We start from the raw sequence: 14,114 nt of genomic DNA on the forward strand, positions 1-14,114 counted from the left end.
GGTGCTTCCGGGCACGCCGCCGAGGTCGGTGTGAACCTCTAGCGGCCGCGCAGGTGGTCTCGCTTGCGCCAGGCCACCACCGCGCCCACCAGGGCCGGAGCGGCGATACAGGCCATCGCCACCAGGAAGGCGGGCGAGGTCGGCGCCGAGGCCCGGGAGCCCGCGACGACGTACGCGGCCGTGTTCGGGATCGAGCCGAGGGCGGTCGCGAGCAGGAACGGGACGTAACCCATGCGGGAGACGGCCGCGCAGTAGTTCGCGGCCCAGAACGGCACCCCGGGGAACAGCCGTGCCGCCAGCATCGAGCGGAAGCCGTGCCGGCTCAACTGCCCGTCCGCCGCCCGCAGCCACCGGCCGCGCAGCAGGGGACGCAGGGCGTCCTGGCCGAGGAGCCGGCCCAGCCCGAAGGCGACGCCGGCCCCGAGCACCGTGCCCGCGAGGGCCGCGCCGACCCCCAGCTGGGTGCCGAACAACGCGCCCGCCGCCAGGTTCAGCAGCGGTCGCGGCACGAACGCCACGGTGCACAGACCGTAGGCCGCGGCGAAGACCACCGCGGCGGCGGCTCCGCCGAGTTGCGGCGGCCAGCCGTCCGACAGCAGCCGCTGCGGATGGAACAGGAGCACGGTCGAGGCGGCCGCCACGAGGAGCGCGAGAAGCAGGGACAGCCGCGACCACGGTGAGAGCAGCGCTCTCGTGCAGCGGGCGGTGAGGCCCGTCGGCAGGACGGGCGCGACCGTGGGGACGGTGACGGCGAGCTTCGTGGCGGTGGCCCGGGGAGGAGCCGTGGCGGTGCCCCCAGAGCGGGTGGTGGCATCGAGCATCCGGCGACACTAACCGACTTGCATGTGTGATCGCCGTATGGTCCCTCTCACGACCGCCACAGAAGCGGGCATTTCGAACAGGCCGAGGCACCCGCGCCCGGCCCGGCGGCGGGCACGTCGTCCGCCGAAAACCATTCGACGCCGGGCGAGGTGTCGGCGATGATCGGCGTCATGTTCCGGTACGCCTTCCTCCTCGCAGCATCCGCAGGCGCGGATGCCCCGAAGGCTGCCGTTCCCGTTCTCGTGGCAGCCGTCGACGGCGCCCGAAGCTGACCTTTCCCGGATCGTCCGGCGGACCCCGCAGGGGGAGGGTCGGCAACTCCAGGGGGTCCCCGTCCCGGTCGCGCCCGACGCGCCGGGGCCGTCGCTCGGCACCACCACGCAGAAGCTTCGAGGAACCGCCATGCCCAAGACGGCGTACGTACGCACCAAACCGCACCTGAACATCGGCACCATGGGGCACGTCGACCACGGCAAGACCACGCTGACCGCCGCCATCACCAAGGTCCTCGCCGACCGCGGGGCGTCCACCTTCGTCCCGTTCGACCGCATCGACCGGGCACCGGAGGAGGCCGCGCGCGGCATCACCATCAACATCGCGCACGTCGAGTACGAGACGGACACCCGGCACTACGCGCATGTGGACATGCCGGGCCACGCCGACTACGTGAAGAACATGGTCACCGGGGCCGCGCAGCTCGACGGGGCGATCCTCGTCGTCTCAGCGCTCGACGGGATCATGCCGCAGACCGCCGAACACGTGCTGCTCGCCCGGCAGGTGGGCGTCGACCACATCGTCGTCGCCCTCAACAAGGCGGACGCCGGCGACGAGGAGCTCTCCGACCTGGTGGAGCTGGAGGTGCGCGAACTGCTCAGCGCGCACGGGTACGGCGGCGACGCCGTGCCCGTCGTCCGGGTCTCCGGGCTGAAGGCCCTGGAGGGAGACCCGCGCTGGACGGCCTCGGTCGAGGCGCTGCTCGACGCCGTGGACACCTACGTCCCCATGCCCGAGCGGTATCTGGGCGCGCCGTTCCTGATGCCGGTCGAGAACGTGCTCACCATCAGCGGCCGGGGCACGGTCGTGACCGGCGCGGTCGAGCGCGGCACGGTCCGGGTCGGCGACCGCGTCGAGGTCCTCGGCGCCGGCGTGGAGACGGTGGTCACCGGCGTGGAGACCTTCGGCAAGCCCATGGAGGAGGCGCAGGCGGGGGACAACGTGGCGCTGCTGCTGCGCGGGGTGCCGCGTGACGCGGTGCGCCGCGGGCATGTGGCCGCGGCGCCCGGCAGCGTCGTACCGGGCCGCCGCTTCACCGCGCGCAGGTCTACGTCCTCTCCACACGTGAAGGGGGCCGTACGACCCCGGTGTCCACCGGCTACCGGCCGCAGTTCTACATCCGCACCGCGGACGTGGTCGGTGACATCGACCTCGGCGGGACGGCCGTGGCCCGGCCCGGCGACACCGTCACCATGACGGTCGAACTGGGCCGTGACGTCCCGCTGGAGCCCGGGCTCGGGTTCGCCGTCCGGGAGGGCGGCCGCACGGTCGGCGCCGGCACGGTGACGTCGGTCGGCTGAGAACGGGCGGGTGGGTGCCTGTCCCTCCGGGGGCGGGCACCCGTCTGGTCACGGCGGCGGCCGAGGGGCCGCCGCGCCGGGACGCCCGCCGGCCGGGTGCGGCGGTGTGGCCGGGGGCGGGATGGGTGTGTCCGCGCTCGCCGGCATGACCGGGGGCCGGGCACGGCGAAGCGGCCGGGGACGCTGGACGCCTGTGTCCGCGCTCGCCGGCATGGACGACGCCCGGGGGCCGGGTGCGGCGGTGCGGCCGGGGTCTCGGGGCGCCTGCGTCCGCGCCCCTGGCACAGTCCACCGCCGGGCGCCGCCGCGCCGGGACGCCCGCCGGCCGGGGGCCGGGTGCGGCGGTGCGGCCGGGGGCCGGATGCCTGTGTCCGCGCCCCCGGCACAGGCCACCGCCGGGGGCCCGGACCCCCGTTGTCCGCGTCCCCGGCACAATGGACCGGTGAACGAGCCGATTCCCGTGCTGCGCCCGGTCGACCACGGGACCGCAAAGCTGATGCCCGACATCGACCGCGGGCGGGCCTGGCTGCTGACCGTCGACGGGTCGCCGCAGTCGTACGTCGACCTGGACGACCCCGCGCATCTGGAGTTCGAGTACACCCGGCGGCTCGGGCACGTCCTGGACACCGTCGCCGAGCCCGGCCGTCCGCTGGACGTACTGCATCTCGGCGGGGGCGCCCTCACCCTGCCCCGCTACGTGGCCGCGACCCGGCCGGGCTCCCGCCAGGACGTCGTCGAGGCCGACGGCGCCCTGCTGGAGCTGGTCGCCGAGTACCTGCCCCTGCCGGGCGGCGCCGGCATCACGCTGCACGCGGCTGACGCCCGGGCCTGGCTGGAAACCGCCCCCGCCGACTCCGCGGACGTCCTTGTCGCGGACGTCTTCGGCGGCTCACGGGTCCCCGCCCACCTGACGACACTCACCTACGCCCGGGAGGCCGGGCGGGTCCTGCGCGACGACGGGGTCTACCTCGCCAACCTCGCGGACACCGCGCCCTTCACCTTCCTGCGCTCCCAACTCGCCACCTTCGCCGAGGTGTTCGATGAGGTCGTGCTGATCGCCGAACCGGGTGTCCTGCGCGGGCGCCGCTTCGGCAACGCGGTGCTCGCCGCCGCCCGCCGCCCCCTCGACACCCACGCCCTGGCCCGGCGCACCGCCGCCGACGCGTTCCCCGCCCGGGTCGAACACGGCGCCGCCCTGCGGAAGTTCACCGGCGACGCGCGACCGGTCCGGGACGAGGACGCCGTACCGTCACCCGAGCCCCCGGGCGGAGCGTTCGGCATCGGCTGAGGGGCCGCCGGCCCGCGGGCCGGGGCGGCCCCGCACCCGCTCAGCCGCCCGTCGGGTCCCCGTGCAGCCGTACCGTGCCGAGGATCTTCATGATGGTCTCCTTGGGAACCTCGTCCTTGACGCCCTTGGCGCCGTAGAAGTTCCACGAGACGAAGTCACCGGCCGAGTTCTTGAAACCGAACGTGACCGCCTTGCCGTCGCTCGCGCACTTGCCCTTGCGGGGCGTGTTCGTCGACTCGGCCCAGCCCACACTGCCCTTGACGCCCGACGTGGTGGTGAAGGGCGTGGCCTTCTTGTCGAAGGTCAGCGTCTTCTTGTCCGGCTGCGTGTACCCGCCGTAGATCCACCAGGCGGGGGTGTTGATCGCGATCTCGTCAGTGCTCTTGGCCCCGTTGGCGCCCTTGGTGCCCGCCGCGGCCAGCGCCGTGTCGTCGGTCCGGCCGTCCTTGTCGTCGTCGGAGGTGCACCACTTCGACTTGTCGAAGGCCGGGGCCGACATGGTGATGAGGGGCTTGGCGTCGTCCGACTTGTCGTCCTCGAAGCCGATCGTGAGGCCCGGGTCCTGGACCTCCCAGTCCGCCGGCACGTCGAACGCCGTACCCCACTTGGGGTTGACGACGACCTTCCAGCCCTTGATCGTCGGCTGCTCGGCCTCGCCGCCGCGCGGATTGTCCGCGGACGCGGAGGCCGACGCGGAGGCGCCCGAACCGGTGGACGACGTGCTCGCGGACGGCCTGCCGTTCTTGCCGCCCGCCTCGTTTTCGTCGGCCTTGTCCTTGCCGAGCACCAGGAATCCGGTCACACCGGCGGCCACCACGACAGCCGTGGCGGCGACGATCGCGACCACCTTCGTCCGGTTCCCGCCACCACCGCGCGGCGGCTCCGGCGCGCCCATGGGCCCCGTGGCACCCCACTGCGGCTGCTGCGCGTAGGGGTTGCCCTGCTGGTAGCCGGGCTGCTGGTACGGATTCGGCTGCTGGTACCCCGGCTGCTGGTACGGGTTGTTCGGCTGTTGCGGGTTCTGCTCGCCCCCGGGCGGCTGCTGTCCTGGCCACATGGGCAGCCACCCTAGTGCCGCCATGGACACGATTCGGTCACCGGGTCTTGTCAGGGACGTAGCAAACTGCGCGCCGGTGCCCCCGGCGCGCGGAGGGGGCCGCGGCCGGCCTCGCCTGAGACGTCGGTCGCCGCGGGGCTCTGGCCAGCAGATGCTACCCGTGGGTAACATGGGGAGATGAGCGCAGATCAGATGTCGATCGGCGAGTTGCTCGCCGCCACGGTGCCGATGGTTCGCACACTGAACCTCGAGTACCTGGAAACCACACCGGAGAAGGCCGTGCTGGCCCTTCCGGACCAGAGCGAATACCGCAACCACGTGGGCGGCCCGCACGCCGGTGCCATGTTCACGCTGGGGGAGTCGGCCAGCGGGGCGATCGTGCTGGCCGCGTTCGGGGACCAGCTCTCCCGTGCCGTGCCGCTGCCGGTCACCGCGGAGATCGCGTTCAAGAAGATCGCCCTCGGGCCGGTGACGGCGACCGCGACCCTCGGCCGCCCGGCCGCCGAGGTCGTCGCCGAACTCGACGAGGGCAAGCGTCCGGAGTTCCCGGTCACCGTCGCCATCCAGCGCGAGGACGGGGCGGTGACCACAGAGATGACCGTCATCTGGACGCTGCGTCCCAACGGCTGAGTACGGGTGAGGCGGGCCCCGGTCGGGTGGGTGAGCCGACCGGGGCCCGCCGTTTCCCTTCTCGGGAGGGAGGCGGCCGTGGGCTCCCGTGGTCCCCGGGGGCCCTGTCCTCCCTCGCCGGTGAGGCGGCGAGCGTGCCCGGTCCCCCGAGGGGCGTCGGGTGGCCGGTCGGTGCCACGGACTCTCAGGCCGCGAAGTGGCGGTGGCGGGTGGGCGCGGGGGTGTCCAGGTTCGCCACGAACTCCTTCAGCCAGGCCGTGAACCCGGGGCCCAGGTCCGGCCGGTCGCAGGCCAGGCGGACCACCGTACGCAGGTACTCGGCCTTGTCGCCGGTGTCGTAGCGCAGCCCGTCGAAGACGACTCCGCGCACCGTGCCGGCCGCGGCGAGTTCCTGGAGGGCGTCCGTCAGTTGGATCTCGCCGCCCCGGCCTGGGGGAGTGCGCTCCAGGGTGTCGAAGACCGCGGGGTCGAGGACGTAACGGCCGATGACGGCGTAGCCGCTCGGTGCGTCCTCGCGGGAGGGCTTCTCGACCAGGCCGGTGACACGGACGACCCCCTCCTCGCCGGTCGTCTCGACGGCGGCGCAGCCGTAGAGGTGGATCTGCTCCGGGGGGACCCGCATCAGGGCCACCACGCTGCCGGAGTGGCGGTCGCGGACGTCGAGCATCCGGCTCAGCAGGGTCTCCCGCGGGTCGATCAGGTCGTCACCGAGCAGGACGGCGAACGGCTGGTCGCCGACGTGCCGGCGGGCGCAGAGCACCGCGTGGCCCAGGCCGAGGGGCTCGCCCTGTCGGATGTGGTGGATGTTGGCCAGACGGGCCGGATCGCGCACGGCGTCCAGACGCACCGCGTCGCCCTTGGCCGCGAGCGCCTGCTCCAGCTCGACGGCGTTGTCGAAGTGGTCCTCGATGGCCCGCTTATGCCGCCCGGTGACCATCAGGACGTCGTCGAGTCCGGCCGCGGCCGCCTCCTCCACGACGTACTGGATGGCGGGTTTGTCGACGACCGGCAGCATCTCCTTCGGGGTCGCCTTGGTGGCGGGCAGGAAGCGGGTGCCGAGCCCGGCGGCCGGGACGACGGCCTTGCAGACCGTGCGGGGGCGGGCGGGGGCCGGGTCGGAGGCCGTGTGGGGGACGATCATGCGGCTCATGCTGGCGCAGGGACATGGGAGCGGGCCGAGAGGAACATCGGAGCTTCCTGTGGGGCCGGGCGCCGGGAGCCTTCCGTGGGGCCGGGTACCGGGCGGGCTCCGCGCGGGGGCTGGGTACCGGGCGGGTTTTCCGTGGGGCCGGGTACCGGGCCGCCCGCCGGGCACCCGGTGAAGGAGATTTCGTTTGCCGGTCGTCGTCCGACGCACACAACTCGCGTGTTTCGGGGCCGAGATGTCGAATACCGGTAGGGATACCGGCGGTAACTTTTCTGAATTCACCTCGTTTTGAACATGAGTCACGCGAACTTCTTGTTTGCCCTGCGTCCATTGTGCGAGGGTGAGCCGCCTCACAACAGCCGGTACCCGACGCGGCATAGGTATGCACCAATCAAGCACCTGCTTTCCGGTGGGCGCGTGAATTCCCACGGCGTCCCGCGGCCTGGAAGGAAATGGTTCAGTGCAGTCCCCGTTCCCCCCACGACCTCCGTTCCCGCCCCGCCCAGGAGCCGGCCCCGAGGAGTCCGACCGCAACCTCGTGGCCGCACTCGGCGCGCACGGCACCGACGCCCGTGCCGTCGCGCTGCTGTTCGCCCGGCACTGGCGGCCGACCTACGAGTACTCCGTCATCTGCCTGGCCTCTTCGACGAGTACGGCGGCGATGGCGGCCACCGCCGCCTTCCACCGGGTACTCACCCGCCCGGCCGGCGGCGCCCTGCGGCCGCAGCTCCTCGCGGCGGTCCGGGACACCGTCAGGGAGTGGGCCGCGGACGACGGTATTTCCGCCGTACTGCCGGAACTCCGCAAACCGACCGGGGGCCGGGGCCTGTTCGCGGCGAGGTCGGTCACCCCGGAAAGGCGACGGCTCGCCGAGCGCGCATTCCGCGCCCTTCCCGGCGCCTCCCAATGTCTGCTCTGGCACATCGAGGTCGAAGCCGAACCCATATCCGTACCGGCCGGTCTGCTGGGAGTCGACGCGCGTACCGCGACGGTCGCGGCGGAGCAGGCGCGCGAACAATTCCGGGCAGGCTGTGTGCGCGCCCACCGGGAACTCGCGCCGAGCCAGGAATGCCGCCTCCACAACCGCCTGCTCGACGGCCCCCTGCGCCGCGGCGGGGCCCTGCTGCCGGATGTGCGGCGGCATCTGACGCAGTGCCGCCACTGCCGGCACGCCGCCGAGCAGCTCAGCCACTTCGAGGATGCCCTCGACGTGTTGCTGGCCGAAGCCGTCCTCGGCTGGGGCGCCGGCCGCTATCTCGACTCGCGGCCGGGCCGCACGAGCGGGCGGCCCCAACCGGCCGGGCCCGCCGGTGTCCGGCCCCGGGCCGGCGGCCGGCACCGCCCGCCGGCCGGTCTCCGCACCGGTCCGCGCAGGCCGACGAAGGCCGTGGTCACGGTCGTCGGCCTGACCTCGCTCGCCCTGCTGGTCACCGTGCTCGCCACCAGGGGCTGGTCCGACGAGGGCGGTGCCGGACCGCGTGCCACCTGGGGCGCGCCGAGCGTCAGCTCCGCCCGGCCGGTTGTCCCCTCCGAGGCGTCCGCCGCGGTACCCCGGTCGGCCGCGTCGCTGGGAGGACCCGGCGAGGTCGGACACGGCAGGCTGCGCAACCTGGACCTCGACCTGTGCCTGGGAACGCGGGGCGACCGGATCGAGGACGGGGCGAGGACCGCGCTGACGGCGTGTTCGTCCGCCGGCTCGCAGCAGTGGTCGTACGAGGACGACGGGCTGCTGCGCAGCGCCGCCCACCCCGGCCTCTGCCTCGACTCCGACGCGGACACGAAAACGGTGGTCCTGGCCGACTGCCTGACGCACCACGGTGCGGTGCGCTACGACCTCACCGTCCGGGGTGAACTGCTGCTGCGCCGGGGCAAGGGGTTGCTCGTCGCGCCCGGAGCGGGCAGCCACCTGGCGGTCGCCGCGCGCGACGGGTCCACCGAGCAGCGCTGGCTGCTCGAACCCCCGGCGGCGGGCGCGCGGGTGACGGAGAGCGACAGGGGAGGGGACAGCTCGTCCCGACAGCGGGGCAGCGGCCCGGGAGGTGGCCGGGGAGAGGAACCGACGTCACCTCAGGGCCTGGCCCCGGCGCCGCCCGGCGCGGGGTCCGCGCCTGGGCGGCCGGAGGAGGCGCCGGAGCAGCGCTACGACACGCGCGTCGCGCGGGTGGACTACGGCACGGGGACGGGCACGGAGTCGGGCACCGGCGCGGGATCGGGTGCCGGGTCCGGTGCGGGTTCGCGTGCCGGGTCCGGCCGGCTCCCCACCCGCGCGGCCGCGATCGGCTCCCTCGCCACGGGCCCCCTCGTGTCCGGGGCCGTGGACTGCGCGTCGTCGGTCACCGGCGCCGCCACGTCGGCGCTCGGCTCCCTCCTCAAGTAGCCGGTGGCCGGAGTCCGGCACCCGGAGTCCGGCACCTGGAGTCCGGCACCCTGTACCCGGTGACTGATAGCCGTCAGCCGTCAGCGATTTTCCGATCAGCTTCAGAGTCAGGCTGAGGATGAGGGAGGGCAGGATGGGCGGCGCGGACGCAGCCGGGATCGGGGCGCGCGTAGGGTGGCGCGGGTGCGAATAGCTGTGTCCTCCGTCCGGCGTGCCGGTTACCGAAGTTGGCCGGCCGCGGGGTTCCTCCTCGGTATCGGCGTGGCCATGGCCCTGCGGCAGCTGTTCGCGTCCACCGAATCCGGCGTCCCCGACGGGCCGTTGGTCGTCGCTCCGGGCACCGTGCTGGTCGCGTTCCTGGTGGGCGTCGTCGTCACCATGCTCGCCGCCTATCTGCCGGCCCGCCGCGCCGCCGCCGTGCCGCCCGTGGCCGCCATGTCCGCGCTCCACACACCCCCGCCGACCCGCAGCCTCCGCAGGCGCAACGCCATCGGTGTCGCCCTGATCGTGATCGGTGTGCTCGGCGTGGTGTTCACGGCGTCCAGCGGCCAGCAGGGCCGTACCATCGTCCTCTTCCCAACCGCCCTGCTGCTCATCGGCATCGTCGTGGTGACCCCCGCGCTCTCCGGCCCGGCCATCGCCCTGGCCGGGCCCCTCCTGCGCCGCTTCGGTGTCCCGGGCACGCTGGCCCAGCGCAACGCCCGGCGCAATCCCCGGCGCACCGCCTCCACGGCCTCGGCCCTGATGATCGGGCTGTCCATGGTCACCGGCCTCACGGTGGTCGCGGTGTCCGCCACGACCTCGCTGCACCAGCGGGCCGAGAGCACCGTCACGGCCGACTTCGAGATCGCGTCGAGGAGAGGCGACCACCTGCCCGCGTCGGTCCATGACGCCCTGGCGAAATCCACGGCCGTGACCTCCTTGAGCCCGCGGCGCCGGAGCACCGTCCGGATCGGCGGCAACGAGGAGAACCTGACCGGTGTGGACGTCCGGAGCATCGGCGACCTCCTCGACCCGAGCTTCGCATCGGGGTCGCTCGCGGCACTGGGCGCGGGCGGCGGCAAGAACCTGCTGATCGACACCACCACGGCCGACAACCACGGATGGACCATGGGCCAGCGGGTTCCGGTGGTCTACGGCGACGGCAGCCGGGACACCCTGCGGATCGGCGGCATCTACCACAACGGCGAACTCCTTCCGCCCACCATGATGCCGCTCGCCACCCTCCAGCCCCATCTGAAGGAGATCGAGGACACCTCGGTCCTGGTGCACACCAAGGACGGCGACGACGAGACGGTACGGCGGTCCCTGCAGCGCGCCCTCGACCAGAATCCCCTCATCCAGCTGCGGAACACCGACGACCTGGCCGATTCCGCAGGTGGCGGGGACATCATCCTGCTCCTCAACATGCTGTACGGGCTGCTGGCCATGGCCGTGGTGATCGCCGTCCTGGGAGTCGTCAACACCCTCGCGATGTCCGTGTTCGAGCGCACTCGTGAGATCGGGCTGCTGCGCGCGGTGGGGCTCCAGCCCGAGCAGACCAGGCGGATGATCCACCTGGAGTCCGTCCTCATCTCGCTGTTCGGGGCCCTTCTGGGCATCGGCACGGGCGTCTTCCTCGGCTGGGCCGCGGGCAGGAGCGTCTCCGACAGCATCCAGGGGTACGAGACGGTCATCCCCTGGGGCCGCATCGCCGTGGCCCTCGCGGGCGCCGCACTCGTCGGCCTGGTGGCGGGACTCTGGCCCGCCCGCCGGGCGGCCCGGCTGAACGTCCTCACCGCCCTCAAGGCGGACTGAGGTGCGCGCGGGACGGCTTGGTACCCCAGATGCTCAAGCCGTTCCGGCCCGGCCCCTGAAGCGGGGCGGGCGTCCGGAGGCGTACTGCCACCGGACAACGCTCGACGCGGTGGCCGTCAGCCGGACACCGGGACCGTACCCGCGCGGGACGCGTCGGCGAAGTCCCGTGCGCCGCGCGGCCGTCGCCGTGTCCCCGTGACCCGGTAGGCTTCCCGGCGTGCGCTCCTCGCGGCGCACGCCGGGAAGAGACGCACAACGGGAGGAACCGGCGTTGCACGTCCAGGAATGGCTCGACACGGTACCCGCGGTCGCCGTCTACGCCGTGGTGGCGCTCGTCATCGGTCTGGAGAGCCTGGGCATCCCGCTGCCGGGTGAGATCGTCCTGGTCTCGGCGGCGCTCCTGTCCTCGCAGCACTCGGGCATCAACCCCGTGGTCCTCGGCGCCTGCGCCACCCTCGGAGCGGTCGTCGGCGACTCCATCGGCTACGCCATCGGCCGCAAGGGCGGCCGGCCGCTGCTCGCCTGGCTCGGCGCGAAGTTCCCCCGCCACTTCAGCGAGGGGCACATCGCGACCGCCGAGCGGTCCTTCGAGAAGTGGGGCATGTGGGCGGTCTTCTTCGGTCGCTTCGTCGCCCTGCTGCGCATCTTCGCCGGCCCGCTGGCGGGCGTTCTGCGGATGCCGTACTGGAAGTTCCTCATCGCCAACGTCCTCGGCGGCGTCATCTGGGCCGGTGGCACGACCGCCGTCATCTACTACGTCGGCGTGGTCGCCGAGTCGTGGCTGAAGCGCTTCTCGTGGCTCGGGCTGGTGGCGGCCGTGCTCATCGGGCTGACCTCGATGCTGGTGCTCAAGCGCAAGGCGAAGAAGGCGCAGCCGGCCCTCCGGGAGACCGAACCCGAAGCGGTGCCGGCCGGAGAGTAGGCGTCAGCCCCGCTCGTGCACCTCGCGGTGGGCCTTGGCCAGTTCCGCGTACATCGTGCCGTTCAGCGAGATGCCCTCGCGCTCCTCGGCCGTCAACTCCCGCCTGACCCTGGCGGGCACACCCGCGACCAGTGAGCCCGGGGGCACCCGCATGCCCTGCGGGACCAGCGCCTGCGCGGCGACCAGTGAACCGGCGCCGATCACCGCCCCGTTGAGGACGGTGGCGCCCATGCCGATCAGGCAGTCGTCCTCGACGGTCGCGCCGTGCACGACGGCGTTGTGGCCGATGGACACGCGCTCGCCGATGGAGACCGGGAAGCCGGGGTCGACGTGCAGGGTGCAGTTGTCCTGGACGTTGCTGTGCGCGCCGACGACGATCGGGCCGCAGTCCGCCCGCAGGACCGCCCCGTACCAGACGCTCGCTCCCGTGCCCAGGGTCACCTCGCCGATCACCACGGACGTGGGCGCCGTGAACGCCTCGGGGTCGACCTGAGGGTCCTTGCCGCCGATTCCCTTGATCAGCGCGCTGTGCGTCATCTCCGCGTTCCCGTCTCCTCGGTGCCCGGTACCCCGGCACCGTACGCCATCCGGTGGGGCGAAGATCACAGGGCCGTGGTCCCGTCGGGCCGCGGCCCGCTGAGTACGGTGAGCGGGTGCCGAAGCGCAAGAACACGTTCTCATCATGGTGGCGCGGCCTCCCGCAGCGGGCCGTCCACGCGGGCTGGGCCTGGGTGCAGCGCACCGGCTCCGTCACCGCCGCCCACCCGGGACGCTTCCGCTTCGGCGCGCTCGGCACGGGCACCCGGCTGGCCTTCCCGCTCGGCACGGTCTTCGGCGAGCCCTGGATCCAGCTGGGCGCCCACTGCATCGTCGGCGAACAGGTCACGCTGACCGCCGGCCTGATGCCCGACCTCGACCTCGGCCCGGACCCGATCCTGCGGGTCGGCGACGGGGTCGTCCTCGGCCGCGGCAGTCACGTCATCGCCGACACCACGGTCACCATCGGGAGCGACTGCTATTTCGGGCCGTACGTCTACGTCACGTCCACGAATCACTCCTACGACGATCCGCACGAGCCCATCGGCAAGCAGTGGCCGCGGATGGAGCCGGTGGAGATCGGGCCGGGCTGCTGGATCGGCACCGGCGCGGTGATCCTGCCCGGGGCGCGGATCGGGCGCAACGTGGTGGTGGCGGCCGGCGCCGTCGTGCGGGGGGTGGTGCCCGACCACGCCGTGGTCGCGGGGGCGCCGGCCCGAGTCGTCCGGCGCTGGACGCCCGCCGACGGCTGGCAGCCGCCGCTCCGGACCCCCGCCCCGGTGCCGATTCCGGACGATGTCACCCCGGACCAGCTCCGCGCGCTGGCGGAGCTCGACGAGGAGACGGCGGCCAGGCTCGCCGAGATGGACTGAGCCCGGCGCTCAGCCGGTCGCCAGCAACAGCGTGCCGACGAGGGCGAGGCCCGCGCCCGCCGCCTGCACGGCCCGCAGGCGTTCGCTGAGGAAGCCGCGGGCGGCCAGCGCGGTCACCACCGGGTACAGCGAGGCCAGTACGGCGGCGACCGTGACCGGGCCGTGCTGCGCGGCGACGGAGTACGTGCCGTTCGCGGCGACGTCGGCGAGTCCTACGAAGGCCAGCGCCGGCAGCGAACCCCACGGGAAGCCGCCCGCCGGCAGCGCGTCCGCGCCGCGCCGCAGGGAGACGTACAGTGCGGCGCCGCCCGCGGCGACATTCGTCACACGCTGCACGAAGAGGGCAAGGAACAGGCCGGTGACCGTCGTCGACGCCTCCGCGATGAGGGCGAACACCGTGCCGAAACCGAGCGCCGCGACGAGGGACAGCAGCAGCGCCCGCCGCTGCACGGAGGCGCCCCTCAGCTGCGGTCCGCCGGCGAGGACCACCCCCGCGACGGCGACCGCGATGCCGGCGACCTGCGTCAGACCCGGGCGTTCGCCGAGGACGAGCCCCACACCGATGGGAACGGCCACACTCAGCGTGGCGAGCGGGGAGACGACGCCCATCGGGCCGAGCGCGAGGGCCTTGTAGAAGGAGAGCAGGGCGACCGGGCCCACCAGGCCCGCGGCGAACGCGAACCACAGGCGCGGGCCGGCCTCGCTCCAGCCGCCGGTGGCCACCACGACGGCGCCCAGCACGACCGCCGCGACGCCCTGCGAGACGACGACCACCGTCAGCGCCGGGGTACGCCGGGTGAGCAGTCCGCCGCCGAAGTCGGCCAGCCCCCACAACAGGCTGGTGGCCAGGGCGAAGAGTGCTGTCACGTTCTGCCTCGCAGTACAGTTCGATGAACGATCCGGTGCACCACATCGTAGTGCAGTGCAGTGCACTTGGTAATTCACTGTACTGGACGAAAGCCCCGCGCCGCGGCTGTCGCCCTCGGCGCGACGGCCGCTGAGGGTGACGATCGCAAGAGAACGACGTGTGGAAAGACGTACGACGGAATGACGTACGGAACGACGAACGGTATGAACGACGGAATGACGGA

12 protein-coding genes and 1 pseudogene are annotated in these 14,114 nt (G+C 73.1%); 7 read left to right on the forward strand and 6 right to left on the reverse strand.

Annotated elements, in window-relative coordinates; translation table 11 throughout:
• Window positions 1-38 precede the first annotated feature (38 nt).
• Entirely contained in the window at window positions 39-821 is a 783-nt protein-coding gene (locus AC07AZ_RS21560) for a TVP38/TMEM64 family protein (protein WP_478850071.1), read from the reverse strand.
• A 47-nt stretch (window positions 822-868) separates the two neighbouring features.
• Window positions 869-994, reverse strand: a complete 126-nt coding sequence (locus AC07AZ_RS21565) for a hypothetical protein (RefSeq protein ID WP_478850345.1) — start codon at window positions 992-994, stop codon at window positions 869-871.
• A 230-nt stretch (window positions 995-1,224) separates the two neighbouring features.
• Between AC07AZ_RS21565 and tuf the strand changes: the two are divergent.
• Window positions 1,225-2,396, forward strand: a pseudogene (gene tuf, locus AC07AZ_RS21570) (elongation factor Tu).
• A 442-nt stretch (window positions 2,397-2,838) separates the two neighbouring features.
• The gene (locus AC07AZ_RS21575; protein WP_478850073.1) at window positions 2,839-3,684 is read left to right on the forward strand and encodes a spermidine synthase; all 846 of its coding nucleotides are present in this window, start codon (window positions 2,839-2,841) and stop codon (window positions 3,682-3,684) included.
• 40 nt (window positions 3,685-3,724) lie between these two features.
• Here AC07AZ_RS21575 and AC07AZ_RS21580 read toward each other — a convergent pair whose 3' ends face one another.
• Window positions 3,725-4,741: a DUF8017 domain-containing protein gene (locus AC07AZ_RS21580; RefSeq protein ID WP_478850325.1), complete on the reverse strand. Its 1,017-nt coding sequence runs from the start codon at window positions 4,739-4,741 to the stop codon at window positions 3,725-3,727.
• Window positions 4,742-4,933: 192 nt separating this feature from the next.
• Between AC07AZ_RS21580 and AC07AZ_RS21585 the strand changes: the two genes are divergently transcribed.
• Window positions 4,934-5,371 carry a DUF4442 domain-containing protein gene (locus AC07AZ_RS21585; RefSeq protein ID WP_478850327.1) on the forward strand — a complete coding sequence of 146 codons (438 nt, stop codon included), beginning with the start codon at window positions 4,934-4,936 and terminating at the stop codon, window positions 5,369-5,371.
• Between the two features lie 184 nt (window positions 5,372-5,555).
• On the opposite strand, the gene galU is transcribed toward AC07AZ_RS21585, so the two are convergent.
• A complete protein-coding gene (gene galU / locus AC07AZ_RS21590) occupies window positions 5,556-6,512 on the reverse strand; it encodes a UTP--glucose-1-phosphate uridylyltransferase GalU (protein WP_478850075.1) in 957 nt (318 codons plus the stop codon).
• A gap of 466 nt (window positions 6,513-6,978) precedes the next feature.
• On the opposite strand from galU, the gene AC07AZ_RS21595 reads away from it, so the two are divergent.
• The 3 genes from AC07AZ_RS21595 (at window position 6,979) to AC07AZ_RS21605 (ending at window position 11,614) form a co-directional block, all read left to right on the forward strand.
• A complete protein-coding gene (locus AC07AZ_RS21595; RefSeq protein WP_478850077.1) occupies window positions 6,979-8,895 on the forward strand; it encodes an RICIN domain-containing protein in 1,917 nt (638 codons plus the stop codon).
• Window positions 8,896-9,078: 183 nt separating this feature from the next.
• Window positions 9,079-10,692 carry an FtsX-like permease family protein gene (locus tag AC07AZ_RS21600; RefSeq protein WP_478850079.1) on the forward strand — a complete coding sequence of 538 codons (1,614 nt, stop codon included), beginning with the start codon at window positions 9,079-9,081 and terminating at the stop codon, window positions 10,690-10,692.
• Between the two features lie 271 nt (window positions 10,693-10,963).
• Window positions 10,964-11,614 (forward strand): DedA family protein, encoded by a 651-nt coding sequence (locus AC07AZ_RS21605; RefSeq protein WP_478850081.1) that lies wholly within the window; start codon window positions 10,964-10,966, stop codon window positions 11,612-11,614.
• A gap of 3 nt (window positions 11,615-11,617) precedes the next feature.
• On the opposite strand, the gene AC07AZ_RS21610 is transcribed toward AC07AZ_RS21605, so the two are convergent.
• Window positions 11,618-12,151 carry a gamma carbonic anhydrase family protein gene (locus tag AC07AZ_RS21610; protein ID WP_478850083.1) on the reverse strand — a complete coding sequence of 178 codons (534 nt, stop codon included), beginning with the start codon at window positions 12,149-12,151 and terminating at the stop codon, window positions 11,618-11,620.
• A 116-nt stretch (window positions 12,152-12,267) separates the two neighbouring features.
• Here AC07AZ_RS21610 and AC07AZ_RS21615 point away from each other — a divergent pair, with 116 nt between their 5' ends.
• The gene (locus AC07AZ_RS21615; RefSeq protein WP_478850085.1) at window positions 12,268-13,023 is read left to right on the forward strand and encodes an acyltransferase; all 756 of its coding nucleotides are present in this window, start codon (window positions 12,268-12,270) and stop codon (window positions 13,021-13,023) included.
• 9 nt (window positions 13,024-13,032) lie between these two features.
• Here the strand turns inward: AC07AZ_RS21615 and AC07AZ_RS21620 are convergent, their stop codons facing one another.
• Window positions 13,033-13,890 carry an EamA family transporter gene (locus AC07AZ_RS21620; protein WP_478850087.1) on the reverse strand — a complete coding sequence of 286 codons (858 nt, stop codon included), beginning with the start codon at window positions 13,888-13,890 and terminating at the stop codon, window positions 13,033-13,035.
• Window positions 13,891-14,114: the final 224 nt, after the last annotated feature.

Source organism: Streptomyces sp. NPDC043878, assembly GCF_056435735.1.

Excerpts from the sequence above, each read along its gene's own strand:
- AC07AZ_RS21560 (WP_478850071.1), bottom strand. The coding sequence starts at position 821 with ATGCTCGATGCCACCACCCGCTCTGGGGGCACCGCCACGGCTCCTCCC.
- AC07AZ_RS21565 (WP_478850345.1), bottom strand. The coding sequence starts at position 994 with ATGACGCCGATCATCGCCGACACCTCGCCCGGCGTCGAATGGTTTTCG.
- AC07AZ_RS21580 (WP_478850325.1), bottom strand. The coding sequence starts at position 4,741 with ATGTGGCCAGGACAGCAGCCGCCCGGGGGCGAGCAGAACCCGCAACAG.
- AC07AZ_RS21585 (WP_478850327.1), top strand. The coding sequence starts at position 4,934 with ATGTCGATCGGCGAGTTGCTCGCCGCCACGGTGCCGATGGTTCGCACA.
- galU (WP_478850075.1), bottom strand. The coding sequence starts at position 6,512 with ATGATCGTCCCCCACACGGCCTCCGACCCGGCCCCCGCCCGCCCCCGC.
- AC07AZ_RS21610 (WP_478850083.1), bottom strand. The coding sequence starts at position 12,151 with ATGACGCACAGCGCGCTGATCAAGGGAATCGGCGGCAAGGACCCTCAG.